Source organism: Gluconacetobacter azotocaptans (assembly GCF_014174355.1).
Lineage (GTDB): Bacteria > Pseudomonadota > Alphaproteobacteria > Acetobacterales > Acetobacteraceae > Gluconacetobacter > Gluconacetobacter azotocaptans.
This window is the reverse complement of the sequence record NZ_JABEQF010000011.1, coordinates 45,367-61,824: the sequence shown is the minus strand read 5'-3', so window position 1 is coordinate 61,824 and position 16,458 is coordinate 45,367. Positions and strand designations below refer to the sequence as shown.

Annotated in this window: 16 protein-coding genes; 10 read left to right on the top strand and 6 right to left on the bottom strand. The window is 64.8% G+C overall.

Annotation, left to right across the window (positions count from 1 at the left end; genetic code table 11):
- Positions 1–123 precede the first annotated feature (123 nt).
- The 5 genes from HLH34_RS13810 to HLH34_RS13790 form a co-directional block, all read right to left on the bottom strand.
- Positions 124–1,086 carry a hypothetical protein gene (locus HLH34_RS13810; protein ID WP_240161924.1) on the bottom strand — a complete coding sequence of 321 codons (963 nt, stop codon included), beginning with the start codon at positions 1,084–1,086 and terminating at the stop codon, positions 124–126.
- A 307-nt stretch (positions 1,087–1,393) separates the two neighbouring features.
- Complete coding sequence (locus HLH34_RS13805) at positions 1,394–2,203, bottom strand: phosphatase PAP2 family protein (protein ID WP_183120157.1); 810 nt, start codon at positions 2,201–2,203, stop codon at positions 1,394–1,396.
- Between the two features lie 482 nt (positions 2,204–2,685).
- On the bottom strand, positions 2,686–3,303 hold the full coding sequence (locus HLH34_RS13800) for an acetate uptake transporter (RefSeq protein WP_183120156.1): 618 nt from the start codon (positions 3,301–3,303) through the stop codon (positions 2,686–2,688).
- A gap of 305 nt (positions 3,304–3,608) precedes the next feature.
- Complete coding sequence (locus tag HLH34_RS13795) at positions 3,609–4,217, bottom strand: YceI family protein (protein WP_240161922.1); 609 nt, start codon at positions 4,215–4,217, stop codon at positions 3,609–3,611.
- A 41-nt stretch (positions 4,218–4,258) separates the two neighbouring features.
- The gene (locus HLH34_RS13790) at positions 4,259–5,077 is read right to left on the bottom strand and encodes a DODA-type extradiol aromatic ring-opening family dioxygenase (protein ID WP_183120198.1); all 819 of its coding nucleotides are present in this window, start codon (positions 5,075–5,077) and stop codon (positions 4,259–4,261) included.
- 112 nt (positions 5,078–5,189) lie between these two features.
- Here HLH34_RS13790 and HLH34_RS13785 point away from each other — a divergent pair, with 112 nt between their 5' ends.
- The 3 genes from HLH34_RS13785 (at position 5,190) to HLH34_RS13775 (ending at position 10,143) form a co-directional block, all read left to right on the top strand.
- A complete protein-coding gene (locus HLH34_RS13785; protein WP_183120154.1) occupies positions 5,190–6,107 on the top strand; it encodes a LysR family transcriptional regulator in 918 nt (305 codons plus the stop codon).
- A gap of 579 nt (positions 6,108–6,686) precedes the next feature.
- The gene (locus HLH34_RS13780) at positions 6,687–8,456 is read left to right on the top strand and encodes a glycoside hydrolase family 68 protein (RefSeq protein ID WP_183120153.1); all 1,770 of its coding nucleotides are present in this window, start codon (positions 6,687–6,689) and stop codon (positions 8,454–8,456) included.
- A gap of 124 nt (positions 8,457–8,580) precedes the next feature.
- Positions 8,581–10,143: a glycoside hydrolase family 32 protein gene (locus HLH34_RS13775; RefSeq protein WP_264784369.1), complete on the top strand. Its 1,563-nt coding sequence runs from the start codon at positions 8,581–8,583 to the stop codon at positions 10,141–10,143.
- A gap of 13 nt (positions 10,144–10,156) precedes the next feature.
- On the opposite strand, the gene HLH34_RS13770 is transcribed toward HLH34_RS13775, so the two are convergent.
- On the bottom strand, positions 10,157–10,570 hold the full coding sequence (locus HLH34_RS13770) for a lytic transglycosylase domain-containing protein (protein WP_183120152.1): 414 nt from the start codon (positions 10,568–10,570) through the stop codon (positions 10,157–10,159).
- Between the two features lie 188 nt (positions 10,571–10,758).
- Here HLH34_RS13770 and gspG point away from each other — a divergent pair, with 188 nt between their 5' ends.
- The 7 genes from gspG to HLH34_RS13735 are packed head-to-tail and all read left to right on the top strand — an operon-like array spanning position 10,759 to position 16,386.
- Positions 10,759–11,196, top strand: a complete 438-nt coding sequence (gene gspG, locus HLH34_RS13765) for a type II secretion system major pseudopilin GspG (RefSeq protein ID WP_183120151.1) — start codon at positions 10,759–10,761, stop codon at positions 11,194–11,196.
- On the top strand, positions 11,196–11,984 hold the full coding sequence (locus HLH34_RS13760) for a prepilin peptidase (protein WP_240161920.1): 789 nt from the start codon (positions 11,196–11,198) through the stop codon (positions 11,982–11,984). The genes gspG and HLH34_RS13760 overlap by 1 nt, the downstream gene beginning before the upstream one ends.
- Positions 11,985–12,008: 24 nt before the next feature.
- Positions 12,009–13,730: a GspE/PulE family protein gene (locus tag HLH34_RS13755; RefSeq protein ID WP_183120150.1), complete on the top strand. Its 1,722-nt coding sequence runs from the start codon at positions 12,009–12,011 to the stop codon at positions 13,728–13,730.
- Positions 13,731–13,756: 26 nt separating this feature from the next.
- A complete protein-coding gene (locus tag HLH34_RS13750; protein ID WP_183120149.1) occupies positions 13,757–14,974 on the top strand; it encodes a type II secretion system F family protein in 1,218 nt (405 codons plus the stop codon).
- Complete coding sequence (locus HLH34_RS13745; protein ID WP_183120148.1) at positions 14,964–15,386, top strand: GspH/FimT family pseudopilin; 423 nt, start codon at positions 14,964–14,966, stop codon at positions 15,384–15,386. The genes HLH34_RS13750 and HLH34_RS13745 overlap by 11 nt, the downstream gene beginning before the upstream one ends.
- Positions 15,383–15,799 carry a PulJ/GspJ family protein gene (locus HLH34_RS13740; protein WP_244959957.1) on the top strand — a complete coding sequence of 139 codons (417 nt, stop codon included), beginning with the start codon at positions 15,383–15,385 and terminating at the stop codon, positions 15,797–15,799. The genes HLH34_RS13745 and HLH34_RS13740 overlap by 4 nt, the downstream gene beginning before the upstream one ends.
- Positions 15,796–16,386 (top strand): prepilin-type N-terminal cleavage/methylation domain-containing protein, encoded by a 591-nt coding sequence (locus HLH34_RS13735; RefSeq protein WP_183120147.1) that lies wholly within the window; start codon positions 15,796–15,798, stop codon positions 16,384–16,386. Before HLH34_RS13740 ends, HLH34_RS13735 begins: the two co-directional genes overlap by 4 nt.
- The last annotated feature ends 72 nt before the right edge of the window (positions 16,387–16,458 follow it).

The window sequence follows — 16,458 nt, the reverse complement described above, 5'->3', positions numbered from 1 at the left end:
GACCACGCATCAAGGACCGGGGATGCGCGAGGCCCCCCGGAAACCGGCCCGGGCGGTGCACATTCCGTTCACCAGGTTCCGAGAACTTCCGATCGTCGCCGAATACCCCCGACGGACGGTCGTCTATCCGCTGACGGGGATGGTCACGATCGTGCTGGGCCCCTTGCTGGTCTTGGACAGTTCCAGAAGAATCTGCAGCATCGTAAAGGCCAGCTTGCTGTCGTAATCGTCGTCGGCGATCCAGTAATATTTGTGATTATAGGTGGTCCACGAAAAGACGGACGGCGGTCGCTCCTTGGTGACATGGATCACGACGATGGGCTTCGTCTCCCGGCCGATCAGGCTGATCCGGGGGCGTGTGCGACCCGAGGTGATGTCTTCCAGCGGCACGTCGATCTGATAGGCGATCTGCCCCAGAACGCCGAGTATCGTGCGGGTCAGCAGCCGGATCTGGCCCGGGCGCGGCCGCCCGCCGCCATAGACGACTTCCACACGTTCGTCGTTCTGGGCCATGCCCAGAATGTGGCGCACTTCATGGACCACCGGCGCCATGGCCGGGTCGTCCGTCGAGGCGATCGACAGAAAGACGCGATCGGCCGTGGGGTCCTTGCCGGTCGCGTCCGGGCCGCGCTCCAGTTGAATGCCCAGCAGGCCGGCCACCTGCAACAGCCGCAGATCATGGATCAGGTCGAAAAAGACCGGCGATCCGCGCCCGACATCGCTGCCCAGCGCGCCCGCGTTGTTGATCAGGTTGATCGACTGCACCGCAAGCCGGAACAGAACGTCGATCGGCAGGCCGCCCATGGCCAGGGGCAGCAGGTTGCCCGGCGGCAGAGGGCGCAGGAAGCTCTGCGCATAGGCATCGCCCGTGACCGGCTGGAAGGTGAAGGTGGGGCTTTCCTGAAGCTGGACGCCCACGCCGCCATAGGGCCGGCTGGCCAGGGAATAGGTCCCGATCCCGGCGGAGATGTTGCGCTGAAGCTGATAGCCCGAGATCAATTGCGTGGTGTCGAGAAAGCCCGGCGTGTCGGCATAGCGCAGGCGCACGACGTTCAGCAGCGTCTGCTGCTTGCCCGAACTGGTCAATGCACGAGAGTAGTCGCTCTGATCCCGATCAAGCCGGGTGGGCCCGATCTGATCGCATCCCCCCAAAACGAATACCAATGGCAACAGGAAAAGCGGATAAGGAAAGTGACTCATGATCGCGTGGGGCTGTTTCCGACGAGGCTACGGCATAAAGCCACGCCGGATGAATACCAAGCCTCTTTCTTGATTTATTTTTTTTGTAATTATAACGTAACAAGCTGCGAAAGTAAGCACCTGCCGGCGACGCCCATATCGTCAGATCCGCACGAAGGTCATCGTAAGGAGCGTCACCGGATTCCGGAGGATTCTAACCGGTGATGTGGGCATGCAGTTGTTTCGCGAATTCGGAAAGCGCCGATCGGTAGTCGTTGAAAAGAGTGGCCACCCCGAAACAGAAATAGAACGCGAGGGAATAGAACAACGCGCTGTTGGTTTCTTCCTTTGCCATCAGTTGCCGCACCATGCTCGACGTCCGAAACTGCTGCGTTGCCATGACGACGGCAATGCCGAGCGAAGCGCCTGCAATTACGTCTGAGGGGAAATGAACGCCCAGGTAAACGCGTGAAGCACTCAAGAGCGTCACCAGGGCGAATGCCAGCCGGCCGATCCGGATGTCGGCGTAATATATCGTGCATGCCAGGCCGAACACGACGGCGGCGTGGTCGCTGGGAAATGACGACCAGTGGTTGAGGGCGCCTGAATCGAGGCCGGACGGCGACTTGAAATGAAGATCGGCATCATACAAAGGCCGAAGATGCGTCGGTAGCGACAGTTGCAGGATACGACTCACGACTCCGGCGAAAAACGACATCACGGTTCCTACCAGGATTCCCGCGCGGCGATCGGACCGGTTCGTGCCAAACCAGGCATAGACGACAAGGGATAGAAGAATGACGCTGGAAAACATGTCCTTGGTCAGGCCGAAGATGGCGTGATCCAATAAAGCGGATCGACCGGAGATTAAGGACAGGAGATGCATGATGGCGTAGTCCGGGCCGTGTGTCCCGGACAGGGAGAGGGTAGACATAAGTAAAAATATAAACATAGGAAAAATAATTATTTTCCCATGTCCATCAATATATGAGTATTCTGGCTTCTTTACGGAAAATGTACTCATTTTTCTTCTTTCGTTTTTTGAAGAATAGAATAAGTATTCAATGTAAAGTAATGGTATGCTTTTCGTGCGGGCGTGTCCGATCGACGGCCTCTCCCTCCGACCCTGTCGATGGGCATTTTTTGGTGCGTAGCACATTATTACTTAATATGTAAAGAAAACGTCTACCTACTAGGGTACGTCGCCGTTACCCCCCCTCGTTCGGAAAATGAGGGTGCCGTGAAAAATGCCTTTTCGTCCTCATCCTGCTTCTGGTCGGTTCGTTCCTGGGCTTTGGACTGGGTGTGCTGGCGGGTGATCCGGTTCCGGCCGATGTGGCAGAGCCAGAGAATGGCTTCGATCCGGTGAGATTGGCCGCGTTGATGGAACTCTGCGTGCAGAAGCCCTGCCTGCAAAAAAAAACGCCCGCGCGGATGCGTGGGCATTGAAGGCAGCTTGTTGCGAAGATGTGCCGGCGGTGGTCCGAAAGGACCGTCCCGCGGCGTCTACAGCGCGCCGATCGGCTGGCTGGCCCGGGGGCGGCGCATCAGGCCCAGGGGCAGGACGGCGTGGCCGAACTGGAATTCCAGGATTTCGGCCATCGCGATATAGATGGCCGAAAAACCGCAGAATATGCCTTCATATCCCGCAATCACTGTCAGCGCCGGATTGCCCGAACGCTCGGCCGCCGCCAGCAGCATGAACAGGATGACCAGAGAGCCGAACACCACCTGCAACGCGCGGGACGCCGACAACGTGCCGATGAACAGGATCAGCGTGAAGATCCCCCACATGAACAGGTACGCCGCCATCAGCGCGGGGGTGGATGCCGGCATGAGCCCCACCTGCGGCAGGCAGACCAGCGCGACCAGCGACAGCCAGAACGCGCCGTACGAGGTAAAGGCCGTCAGGCCGAACGTGTTGCCCTTGGGGTATTCCAGCAGGCCGGCCATGATCTGCGCCAGCCCACCGAACACCAGCCCCATGGCCAGGATGGCCGATCCCATGGGAATCCACCCGGCATTGTGCAGGTTCAGCAGGACCGTGGTGACGCCGAAACCCATCAGGCCCAGCGGCCCGGGGTTGGCATATTGGGTCGGGGTTGCGCGTGTCATTTCCACCATACCATGTCTTATTTGTGTCATATTATTTCCATGGCGCGAAGAAGACCGATAGTAAAATCGGGCTTATGGACTTCTTTTTAAGAGTGGACCGCCTGCCGTGGGTTGGAACGATATGCGGGGTGGGTTCATGGGCGCGGCGGACCGATCGGGGGTGCGGTCGCGACTGCATTCCCGGTACAACCGTGGGGCGGACACCCCCGGCGTGCGGGTCCGGTCATGCGGTCTCGGCGATGGGTCCTTAACGAAAAATGAGCCCGCCGTTTCCTGCGCTGGCGTGCTCGTGATCGGTGTCGCAAGGGTAAGGGTCAGCCCTGCTTTTCGAAGGCGCCGGCGATGGTCAGCGTGACCTCGTCGCCGATCATCGGGACATAGGTCTTCACCCCGAAATCGCTGCGCCTGATGGTGGCGGTACCCTGGAACCCGACCGTATAGGCCTTGTCCATCGGGTTGACGCCCGCATCGACATAATGCGCGTGCAGCACGACCGGCTTCGTGACCCCATGCAGCGTCAGCTTGCCCGCGATCGTAGCGCTGCCCAGGCCGGTCGGGGTCACGTTCGTCGAGGTAAAGGTCGCGGTCGGGTATGTCCCGGCGTCGAGCCAGTCCGTGCCCTTCAGTTCGCCCGTCAGCTTGGCGCTGGTGGTCGTGACGCTGTCCACCGGCACGGTGATGTCCAGCCTGGCGGCCGTCGGGTGTGCGGGGTCGAGCTGCAATGTCCCGGTAACGCCCGAGAATATACCGGAATAAAGGGTGAAGCCGAAATGCAGTGTCGAGAAAATGATCTGCGTATGCGCGGCGTCGACCTTGTAGCTGCCGGCCTGCACGTCGTGCGGCGGGGTGGCGGCCTGTGCCCCCGACAGTATCGCGACCAGGCCCAGGACGACGGCGGCCCCGACCGGAAAAGTCTTTTTCATGCGCATGGTCTTTCCTGTGACGGTGTGAAAGAGGAACCGCATCAACCGAAGCGGAAGCCCGATAACGCCTTGCCCATGACAATGTCGCCGTAGTCGCGTCGCCCCCGGTCGGCGCCGGCGGCACCGGCGGCGAACATCAGCGGCAGCAGATGTTCCTCGCGCGGGTGACAGACCCGGGCGCCCGGCGCACTGGCCCACCCCAGCAGCGCCGCGTCCCGCGCGGCGGCGGGGGCTTCGACCGCATCGGCCAGCCACGCGTCGAACGTCCGCGAGATGGCGTCGGATGCAGGGTTCCTGCCCATGAAATGGCGCAGATTGTGGTACGTCATCCCGGTTGCCGCGATCAGTACGTTCTCGTCGCGCAGGGGGCGCAGGGCCGCCCCGATGCGCAGTTCCTCCGCGACGTCCATATCGTCCTTCAACGACAGCTCCACGATCGGGATGTCGGCCGCCTCGAAGGCCAGCATGAACGGGATGAACACGCCATGGTCGAAACCCCGGTCGGGGTCCTCGGCATTGACGATTCCGGCCGCGTCCAGCAGCGCGCGCACCCGCGCCGCCAGCGCGGGCGAACCGGGCGCCGGATAGCGCAGCTGGTACGTGTGCGGCGGAAACCCGTGATAATCATAGATCAGCGGTGGCTGCGTGCCCGAGGTCACGGTCGGCACGGCGGTTTCCCAGTGACCGGACATGACCAGAATCGCATCGGGCCGTCGGGGCAGCGTCGCCGCGATCCCGCGCAGATAGGCCGCCATGCGGTCCCAGGTATCCGGCCAGTCCATGAAGAAGCACGGGCCGCCGCCATGGGGCAGAAACAGCACCGGCTGCCCGGCCGGCTTGTCCGCGCTGACGGATCGCATTTCCATGACGCCTGCCTCCTTGCCGTTGTCGTGACGCGAATTTGCCCGCGCACCCCCGCTACGATAATCCCCCATTTTGAAAAGTCAGATAACACTGGGGGTATGAGGTACCGTGCTCGACCGTATTACCAGCATGCAGGTGTTCGTCCGGGTGGTGGCGCAGGGCAGTTTCGCCGGGGCCGCACGTACGCTGTCCCTGTCGCAGACGATGGTCACCAAGCATGTCGCGGCGCTGGAAGCGCGGCTGGGTGTTGCGCTGTTTCATCGCAGCACGCGGCGCCTCTCGCTGACCGATGCCGGTCGCCTGTTTCTGGACGGATGCCAGAGGCTGTTGTCCGAACTGGAAGATATGGAACACGAGGTCGCGGCCGAACGGGACGAGCCGCGCGGGCGGCTGCGCCTGAACGCGCCGGTGTCCTTCGCCATTCGTCATGTCGCGCCCATCCTTGGGGCATTCAGCCGGCGCTATCCGCTGGTGTCGGTGGAACTGGGCGTGGACGACCGGGCGGTCGACCCTGTCGAGGAAGGGTGGGACCTGACCCTGCGCATTCGCAAGATGACGCCCAGCAGCCTCCGCAGCCGCAGGCTGGCCCCCATCCGCTTCGTCGTCTGCGCCGCCCCGTCCTACCTCGCCCGCCACGGCACGCCCCGGACGATCGCGGAACTCGCGCATCACGCGTGCCTCGGCTACACGCTCAGCGACGCCGTCGGCCCGGCGCGATGGCGCTTCGGGGCAAAGGGGGAGCGCGCCATTGCCGTCCGTGGTCCCCTGTGCGCCAATAATGGCGACGTGCTGCGCGAAGCCGCGGTCGCGGGGCAGGGGATCATCTACCAGCCCAGTTTCATCGTGGCCGACGCATTGCGCGCGGGACAGTTGCGCGCGCTGTCCCTGGACGCGCCGCTGATGGACGGCCCGGAACTGCATGCGGTGTACCCACCGGCGGCGACCGTGGCCCTCAAGGTCCGGGCCATGATCGACTATCTTTCCGAATGCTACGGCCCGCTGCCGCCGTGGGACACGGGCCTGTGAGGCGATGTTATGACGTGGATCGGAATATAGAAAAGACCATTATATAATAAGGAAATATGAGGCACGCATGCATGTGCGCCTCCTGCGTTCCGGCGCATGTCGATCATGGGGCACGCGCCAGGGGAAACTATCCGGCCGGCAGGCCGTTCCAGTGGCGGCAATCGAGAATACGCTTTGTTATTCCGCAAAGGATGCGGTATGTGGGATGCCATCACGCCAGGGTCGTGAACGGACACGATCCTGAAAGGGCGTGGAACCCAGCAGGAATGCCAGGTGGAACTCTGGTCATTCCCGGCCCAGCGGACGTGCATCCGGAACGGCTCAATTTATAAAAATAAAGACCTGTACGTTCTGTATTCAAAATATAACGCGTTCGTGCGTCCGCATACCGCGGGCGTGCCTCAATTTCGCCACCAAATTTTAATTAAAATAAAATTGACAAATGTAAATTTCTCGTGATCTTCTGCGCCTCGGGTCGCGAGGCACACAGGAAAAATCCTTTATAAATCACGTATTTATCGGTAGCTGGGCAATTGTGACGCAAGGTCGCGATGTCCGGCTCTGCTTCAGGAGGGTTACATGGCGGACGTACGCCGGAAAAGGTCAGCGCTGAAAATCGTGCTGGCGGGATCTATCGCCATGTCTCTGGGGGCGCAGGGTGCGTCGGCCCAGACACAGTCCTTGCGCAGGCAGGAAGCCCAGCGCGTCGCCCCACGTCCGGGCATGATGCCCCACGGCGCCCAGCTTTTTGCAGGGCGTTCGCTGTCGGGCGTACCGGGTTTTCCCCTGCCCAGCATCCATACGCAGCAGGCGTATGACCCCGCTTCGGATTTCACGTCGCGCTGGACGCGCGCCGATGCGCTGCAGATCAAGGCCCATTCCAGCACCAGCGTCGCGGTCGGCCAGAATTCCATGCCGGCACAGTTGACGATGCCGAACATCCCGGCCGATTTCCCGCAGACCAGTCCGGACGTCTGGATATGGGATACGTGGACGCTGATCGACAAGCACGCCGACCAGTTCAGCTATAATGGGTGGGAGGTCATCTTCTCACTCACGGCCGACCCGAATGCCGGCTATACCTTCGACGATCGTCACGTCCATGCCCGCATCGGCTTCTTCTACCGGCGCGCGGGCATTCCCGCCAGCCAACGGCCGGTCAACGGCGGCTGGATCTATGGCGGCCATCTTTTCCCCGACGGGACCAGCGCGCAGGTTTTCGCCGGCACCACCTATACCGAGCAGGCGGAATGGTCCGGCTCGGCCCGTCTGATGAACGTGCATGGCAATACCGTGTCGGTGTTCTATACCGACCTGGCGTTCAATCGTAACGCCAATGCGGGCAACATCACGCCGCCGGTGGCCGTCATCACCCAGACGCTGGGCCAGATCCATGCCGATTTCCGCCATGTCTGGTTCACGGGTTTCGGCACGCACACGCCGCTTCTGCGGCCTGACGGCACGTATTACCAGACCGGCCAGCAGAACGAATTCTACAGCTTCCGCGACCCGTTCACCTTCGAGGATCCGCAGCATCCCGGCGTGAACTACATGGTGTTCGAAGGCAATACCGCCGGCGATCGCGGTACTCCGAACTGCACCGAAGCCGACCTGGGCTATCGCCCCAACGACCCGCATGCCGAAACCCTGCAGGAAGTGCTCGATTCCGGCGCCTATTACCAGAAGGCCAATATCGGCCTGGCAATTGCCGAAAACGGCTCGCTGTCGAAGTGGAAGTTCCTGCCGCCGCTGATTTCGTCCAACTGCGTCAATGACCAGACCGAGCGGCCGCAGATGTATATCAAGGACGGAAAATACTACGTCTTCACCATCAGCCATCGCACGACATATGCGGCCGGCGTCGATGGTCCGGATGGCGTGTACGGCTTCGTCGGCAACGGTATCCGCAGCGACTTCCAGCCCATGAACTACGGCAGCGGGCTGGTGCTGGGTAACCCGACCGACCTCAACACCGCCGCCGGAACCGATTTCGATCCCAATCCGGACCAGAACCCGCGGGCGTTCCAGTCCTATTCGCATTACATCATGCCGGGTGGACTGGTGGAATCGTTCATCGATACGGTCGAGGGGCGTCGGGGTGGCGCACTGTCGCCGACGGTCAGGCTGCAAATCGCCAAGAGCGCGTCGGTCGTCGATCTGCGCTACGGCAATGGGGGACTGGGTGGCTATGGTGATATTCCCGCCAATCGTGCGGATATCAATATCGCCGGCTTCATCCAGGATCTGTTCGGCCAGGGCGGCCAGTCCGGCCTGCTGGCCCAGGCGGCCAATGCCAACGGCGCCAACGGCCAGGTCGTACGGCAGATCAATCAGTTCGTGAATCAGTAACATGGCTTGACCAGCCTGCCCGAAAGGCAGGCTGGTCACTCCGCGTTCGGCCACAGATTTATCCCCCGTGATGTGGAACCCATTCCAGGCACTCATCCGATCGCCGCGCCGACCTTCCGGCATCGTGCGTCGTCGGACCGGCCCGCTTGCCTTTGCCCTGCTGATGCTGGCGTCGCCCGCGCTGCGGGCACAGGACACGCCGCACTGGCGGCCGGCCCTGCATTTCTCGCCGGCCCGGCATTGGGCGAACGATCCGAACGGCCCGTTCCTGCTGAACGGGGTCTATCATCTGTTCTTCCAGTACAATCCCCACGGCATGGTCTGGGGACATACGTCCTGGGGACACGCGACCAGTACCGATCTGGTCCACTGGACCGAGGAACCCGTCGCGATTCCCGCCCGTCCGGACGAGGATATTTTCTCGGGCACGGTGGTTCTCGATCGTGACAACCGGTCGGGCCTGGGCAGCAAGGCGGCCCCTCCGCTGCTCGCCTTCTATACCTCGGTCTATTCCAATACGCCGGCGCACCCCGAGGGTACGCAGGCGCAGTCGATTTCCTACAGTGTCGATGGCGGCCACACATGGCGTGCCCATGAGGGTAACCCCGTCCTGACATTGCAGCCGGAATCACGGCAGTTCCGCGATCCGTCGGTGTTCTGGTACCCCGACGGCCAGTGCTGGGTGATGGCGACGGTGGTGGGCGACGCCCAGGTGGTGAAGCTCTATCGTTCCACCGATCTGCTGCACTGGTCGTTTCTCAGCGATTTCCAGCCGTCCGGCTATCGGAAGCCCGGCATGCTGTGGGAAATGCCGTTGCTGCTTCCTCTTCCGCTGGACGGAAATCCCCATGACGTGAAATGGGTAATGATCGTCAGCGTGAATCCCTGGAGCATCGCCGGCGGCTCGGGCGTGGAATATTTTGTGGGGCGGTTCGACGGCACGATTTTCACGCCCGATGCCCTGCCGGCGCCGGGGTCCGATCCATCACGCTATCTCTGGCTGGATCACGGGGCGGACCAGTATGCGATGGCGCGTTTCGCCAATACCGGCGACGGCAATCCCCTGCTGATCGGATGGATGAACAACTGGGATTATGCCTCGGACATTCCGACATCGCCCTGGCGGGGACAGATGACCCTGCCGGTGGAAGTCGCCCTGAAGACCATCGAGGGGCGTCCTGCCCTGGTGCAGGCGCCCCCCCGCGCATATGACGATATGGTCCGGAAAAGCGGTGTCCACGCCTACCCCGATCGGATGCTGAAAGCCGGGGACCACCTCTTGCAACCCTTCGGCGGCGACGTGCTCGACATTCACCTGGCGATCCGCCGGGGCGACGCCCGGCGCGCCGGCATCGTGGTGCGCGGCTCGGCGGACGGCACGATCGGGACGTCCATCGGGTACGATTTCATTGATCAGACCCTGACGCTGGACCGCGCGCATTCCGGAAACGTCGGCTTTTCGCCCCGCTTCAGCCTGGCGCATATCGCCCATCTGGCCGCACCGGGCGGCACGCTGTCGCTGCATCTGGTCATCGACCGCGATTCGGTTGAGGTGTTCGCCAATGATGGCGTCCTGCGCATGACCGATCTTGTCTTTCCACCGGCCGGAAGCGATCGGGTGTCGTTGTTCGTGGAAGGAGGGAGCGCGACCTTCGGCGCGATGCGCGTGGCCGTGCTGGGGAAATGAGCCGTGCGGGCCGTCACTCGCGGGGACGCAGGCCGAACAGCCGGCGGGCCGAGGACAGCACCTGCATTTGGTAGGCTTCGTTCAGCGGGGCGGTGTGGGAATGGTAATTTCCGATGGCCCGCATCGGGTCGCCATGCGTTTCGTTGAGGTAGGTACGCAGCACGGCCCCGGCCGCGCTGATATTATAGCAGGGATTTTCCAGGAGGTTGCGATAGACCAGCAGCGGCGGAACATGCGTATATGTTGCAATGGGAAAGACCCAGCGCGTATTCACCTGCATGACGCCCAGATCGTCCGTGCCGTTCGCATTATGGTGCACCAGCCCGTTCCACCCGCCCTCCACGGCCTGGATCGACGGCAGGATGCGGGGGGGCAGGTGATAGATCGACGCGGCCAGCACCATGCAGCCAAGATATGCGATTCCCATGGCGGGCCCCGGCCTTTCCGTGATCGACCCGCTATGGGCGCGCGGTTTTATAACATTGTACCAACCGGCGGACGCAATGACAGATGCACTCCGCTCATGGATCAACAGATTGGTTTCCAAAGGCCGGCGGCCTTTGGCGGGTTTCAGGGCAGAGCCCTGATCCACTCTCACAGGGACTCAGCTTGAACATGCCCAAATCCAGACAGTCTTTCCGATCCGGCGAGGAAGGTTTCACCTTGCTCGAACTTCTGGTCGTGATCGCCATCCTGGGCCTGCTGATCGGCCTGGTCGCCCCGGCGGCGCTGCGGCAACTGGGGGGGGCCAAAAATTCGGTGGCGCGGGAATCGATCCAGCGGCTGGGGCAGATTCTCGATCTCTATCGCCTCGATGTCGGAAATTATCCCAGCACCGAGGACGGGCTGAAGGCGCTGGTCGCCCGCCCGGCGGACGCCGAGAACTGGAACGGCCCGTATGTGAAGGAGGGCGGCGAACCGCAGGACCCCTGGCATCACCCCTACCTCTACCGCAACCCGTCGGAACGCGCGGGCCATGAGTACGACCTGTGCTCGGCCGGGGCCAATGGCGGCAACGCCGATGCCGCCGCGACGCGGATCTGCAATCCCTGATGATGGGACCCCTGTTGCGTTCGCCGTACCTGCCGCTGGTGCTCGCACCTTTCGTGGGCTCGTTCCTCGGCGTGCTGGCGTCGCGCCTGCCCGGGGGGCAGCCCGTGGTGTTCGCCCGGTCGGCCTGCGTGCACTGCCGGGCGGTGCTCGGCCCCCGGGATCTGGTGCCGATCGTCAGCTATCTGGCGCGGAAGGGGCGGTGCGGGACATGTGGCGGCGTCATTCATGTGTCGCATCTCGTCATGGAGGTACTGGCGGTCGTGGTGGCCGCGATCGTGCTGTGCGCGGTCGGCCTTCCGTGGAACGGCGGGCCGGCGTCGCCGTTCCCGGTCTGGGGCGGATGCGTGTTCGGATGGTGGCTGCTGACCCTGGGCACGATCGACCTGGCGTGCCTGCGCCTGCCCGACATCCTGACGCTGCCGCTGGTCGCGGCGGGGTTGATTATGGCGGTGCCGCAGGGCCTCGCCTCCGTGCTGTGGCACGGCGGGGCGGCGGTGCTGGGGTATGGCTCCTTCCGGGCGATTTCCCTTCTGTATCGCCGGGTCCGCGGTCATGATGGGCTGGGCATGGGGGATGCGAAGCTGCTGGCCGCCGGGGGCGCATGGCTCGGCCTCCAGGCCCTGCCGCATATCGTCCTGCTGGCGGCGCTGCTGACGCTGTGCGGGGCCGCAATCGCGGGGCGCGGCCGGCTGGACCGGCGGCTGGCGGTGCCGTTCGGGCCCGGGCTGGCGCTGGCGATGTGGGGGATATGGCTATGGCAGGCCCGGCCGGCCGGGCTGGCCCTGTGACCGCAAAGGATGGCACCGCAATCCATGGAGCGTGAGCCCAACATCCAGGACATCGAGGTGGACGGCCCCAGGGGCGGCCCGGTCGCCGATCTGGCGCGCCTGCTGGTCGATACCGGCCGATGCGACGTCCGCGCCATCGAACGCGCACGTCGCGCGGCGGACCAGAACGGCGGGCGGCTGGACCGCATCCTGCTGCAATTGGGCCTGGTGTCCGAGCGCGACATGGCGCTGAGCTACGCCGAACTGCTGGGCATCCCGCTGGCCACTCCGGACCTCTACCCGGCGGAGCCCGTGCTGGCCGAGCAACTGGGCGCGCGCTTCCTGCGCGATGTCCACGCCCTGCCCATGGCCCTGAGCGGGAATGGCGTGACCCTGGCCCTGCGCGACCCGCTGGATTCCTTCGCGCCGGCCTCGATCGCGGCGGCCACGGGGCTGCATGTGTCGCCCCTGGTGGCCCTGCCGATCGAACTGGACGCCGCGTTCGACCGTCTCTACCCGCGCGAGGACCACGCCGCCGCCCTGCCGGACGACGAATCCGCGCCGCTGGAAGACGACGCCGAACGCCTCAAGGACCTGGCGTCCGAGGCCCCGGTGATCCGCCTGGTCAACCAGATCATCGGCCGCGCCGTCGAGACCCATGCGTCGGACATCCATATCGAACCCTTCGAGGACCGGCTGCGCGTCCGCTACCGCTACGACGGCGTGCTGCATGAAATGGACAGCCCCCCCGCGCACCTGATCCCGGCCATCGTCTCGCGCATCAAGATCATGGCCCGCCTCGACATCGCCGAACGGCGGCTGCCGCAGGACGGGCGGATCAAGCTGGCCGTGCGCGGGCATGAAATCGATTTCCGGGTCTCCACCATCCCCTCGCTGCATGGCGAAACCGTCGTGCTGCGCGTGCTCGACCGGTCGAGCGTGACGTTCGACTACGCAACCCTGGGCCTGCCGGCCGCCATCGTCGCCCGGCTGCGGGAACTGCTGGCCCTGCCGAACGGGATCGTGCTGGTGACCGGCCCGACCGGCTCGGGCAAGACCACCACGCTCTACACCGGCCTGTCGGACCTCAACGCCGTGACGCGCAAGGTCGTGACGATCGAGGACCCCATCGAGTACCAGCTCGCCGGGATCAACCAGGTGCAGGTCCGGCCGCAGATCGGCCTGACCTTCGCGACCCTGCTGCGCTCCATCCTGCGCCAGGACCCCGACGTCATCATGGTCGGTGAAATCCGCGATATCGAGACGGCCCAGATCGCGGTGCAGGCCGCGCTGACCGGGCATCTGGTGCTGTCGACGCTGCATACCAATTCCGCCGCCGCCGCCATCATCCGCCTGCGCGACATGGGGGTCGAGGATTACCTGCTGACGGCCGTGCTGCGCGGCGTGGTCGCGCAGCGGCTGGTGCGCCGCCTGTGCGACCGGTGCAAGACGCCCTACAGCCCGCCCCCCGAACTGGTCGAGCGCCTGGGCCTGCGGGCGCTGTCGCCCGACGCGCCGGTCACGTTGTTCCGCCCGGTGGGCTGCGCCCAGTGCCGTAACACCGGATACAGCGGGCGACAGGCGATCGCCGAACTGCTGGAACCGGACGAAGCCATCGAACATCTCATTTTTTCGCGCAGCGACCATACGGCGATCGAACGCGCGGCCGTCGCGGCCGGGATGGTGCCGATGTTCGCCTCGGGCCTGATGGCGGCGCTGCGCGGGGAAACCACCATCGAGGAAGTGACCCGCAGTGTCCGGGGCTGATGTAAAATCCATGCCGGGCGGGGCCGATGGCTGACTTCAGCTTCACCGCCGTCGATGCGCAGGGCAACCTGGTCCGGGGCACGTTGAATGTCGAGACCGAGGCCGCCGCCGTGGCGGCGCTGCGCCGCCAGGGGCACATCCCCATGCATGTCGGCGCCCCGGCGCGCTTCGCGCTGACGTGGCCGTCGGGCATGGGCCTGCGCCGGAAGGACCTGCGGCGCAGCGAACTGGCGGCGATCACGCGCGAACTGGCCGTCATGCTGGGCGCGGGGCAGGATGTCGACCGCGCCTTGCGCTTTCTGGTCGAAACCGCGCCCAGCGCGCGGGTGCGCGCGGTGTGCGACGGGGTCCGCGCCATGGTGCGCGACGGCCAGGCGCTGCATGTCGCCCTGGGGCGCTATCCCGGCAGCTTTCCGCCCTTGTATGTCGGCATGGTCCGCGCGGCCGAGGCCGGGGGCGACCTGGCCCCCACCATGGACAGGCTGGCGGCCTTGCAGGAACGCGAGCGCGCCCTGGCCGCCACCGTGCAGTCCGCCATGATCTATCCCGCCATCCTGACGCTGGCGGCGTGCGGCTCGATCTATCTGCTGCTGACCGACGTGCTGCCGCAATTCACCCCCTTGTTCGCGCAGAACGGGGCGGTGCTGCCGGCCTCGACGCGCCTGATGATCGGGGCCGGCGACCTGCTGGGCCGCTACGGCATCCTCATCCCGCTGGTCCTGCTGGCGCTGGTCGTGGCGGGCCGGGCCATCCTGCGGCGTCCGGCGGCGAAGCTGCGCGTGGATGGCTGGCTGCTGACCTTGCCGGGCATCGGCGCGCTGCTGCGCGAAATCCTGGCCGCCCGCTTCGCCCGCATCCTGGGCACGCTGCTGGAAAACGGGGTGCCCATCCTGGCGGCGCTGGCGATCGTGCGGGGGGCCATCACCAACCTGGCGGCCGTGCAGGCCATCGACGCGGCGACGCAGAGCGCCAAGGGCGGGCGCGGCCTGTCCGGCGCGCTGGAGGCCGCAGGGCTGTTTCCCCGCCGCACCGTCCATCTGCTGCGGCTGGGCGAGGAAACCGCCCGGCTGGGGCCGATGGCGCTGCGGGCCGCCGACATTCACGAAGACCAGGTGCGCGTCGTCACCCAGCGCCTGGTCGCCCTGCTGGTGCCCGCCATCACCATCGTCATGGGCCTGCTGGTCGCGGGCATCGTGTCGTCGCTGCTGCTGGCCATGCTGAGCCTGAACGACCTTGCGAAATAGCGCGCCGGACGCAGGGTTCACCCTGATCGAGATGATCGTGGTCGTGCTGGTGCTGGGTCTGATCGGCACGATGCTGATCGCGCGCGGACCGCTGCATTCGACGACGCTGGACCTGCGCGGCGCGGCGCAATCGCTGGCCCTCGCCCTGCGCCAGGCGCGGATGCAGGCGATTGTCTCGGGCGCCGCCACCACGGTCACGATCGACCCGGTGCACATGGAATACGCGCAAGGGCACGGCGCCCGCCAGGCCCTGCCGCGCGGCGTGGCGCTGGCCGCCGGCAGCGCCACGGGCGTCACCTTCTACCCCGACGGCAGCGCCTCCGGCGCCCGGCTGGCGCTGGTCGAACAGGGACGGCAGGTCACCCTGCGCACCAACTGGCTGACGGGCGCCGTCACCGTGGACGGACCATGAGCCCCGTCATGCGCGACCGCGACGCCGGCTTCACCCTGATCGAGGTCCTGATCGCCTTCGTCATCGCCATGCTGGCGCTGGGCGTGGTCTACGAAGGGATGATCGGCGGCATCGCGGCCACGCAACTGTCCAACCGCACCGAGGAAGCGATCTCGCGCGCGCAGTCGCATCTGGCGGCGGTGGGCCACGGCCTGCGCATCGCCCCGCTGGTGCAGGGCGGCGACGACGGCAGCGGCTTCACCTGGCAGATCCGCATCGTGCCCGACCAGTCGGGCGTGGCGGACCAGGGCCCCGCCATGGTGCTGTATCAGGTCGAAGTCACCGAATCCTGGCCCGACGCGACCACAGCGGGCGGCCATCGGACGGTGGTGCTGCGCACCCGGCGGCTGGGCACGCGGGTGGGTGCGCCATGAGGGCCGGTGGCAACAGGGGGCAGCAGGGCTTCACGCTGGTCGAAATCCTGATTTCCCTGGTGGTCTTCTCGCTGGTGCTGCTGGCGCTGGAACGCGGGTTCCAGGCGGCGACGATGGTCTTCGAACGCCAGCGCGGCATGCTGGCGGCGCAGGCCGAACTGGGCGCGGTCGATCGCTTCCTGCGCCATCTGGTCGAGGACGCGGACGGCGGCGGCGCGCGGGACGGGCAGGTTTTCGTCGGCCGCGCCCACGGCTTCGCCCTGCGCGGGCGGTTGCCGCTGGCGCTGGGGGCCGATACGCCGCTGGCCGATATGCGCCTGTCGGTGGACGATCGTCACCGGCTGATCGTCGTCTGGATGCCCTACCGGCATGTGATCGAACCCTCGCCCCCCACGCGGCAGGACATCCTGCTGGACGGCGTGCGGGGCATCGACTGCGATTATTTTTCAGACGGGAAATGGGAAAATGGATGGTATGGAAATGGCTTGCCTGAACTCGTGCGGATCCGCATCCTTTTCCCCGATGACGATCGGCGCCACTGGCCGGATATCGTTGCCGCACCGGCGACGGAGCCCCTGCCGGGCTAGCACATGGACCCTGAACGACTAAAAGTTTTTTGGTTCTTTTTTTCAAAAAAGAACGAAGATCTGTCGAATTCT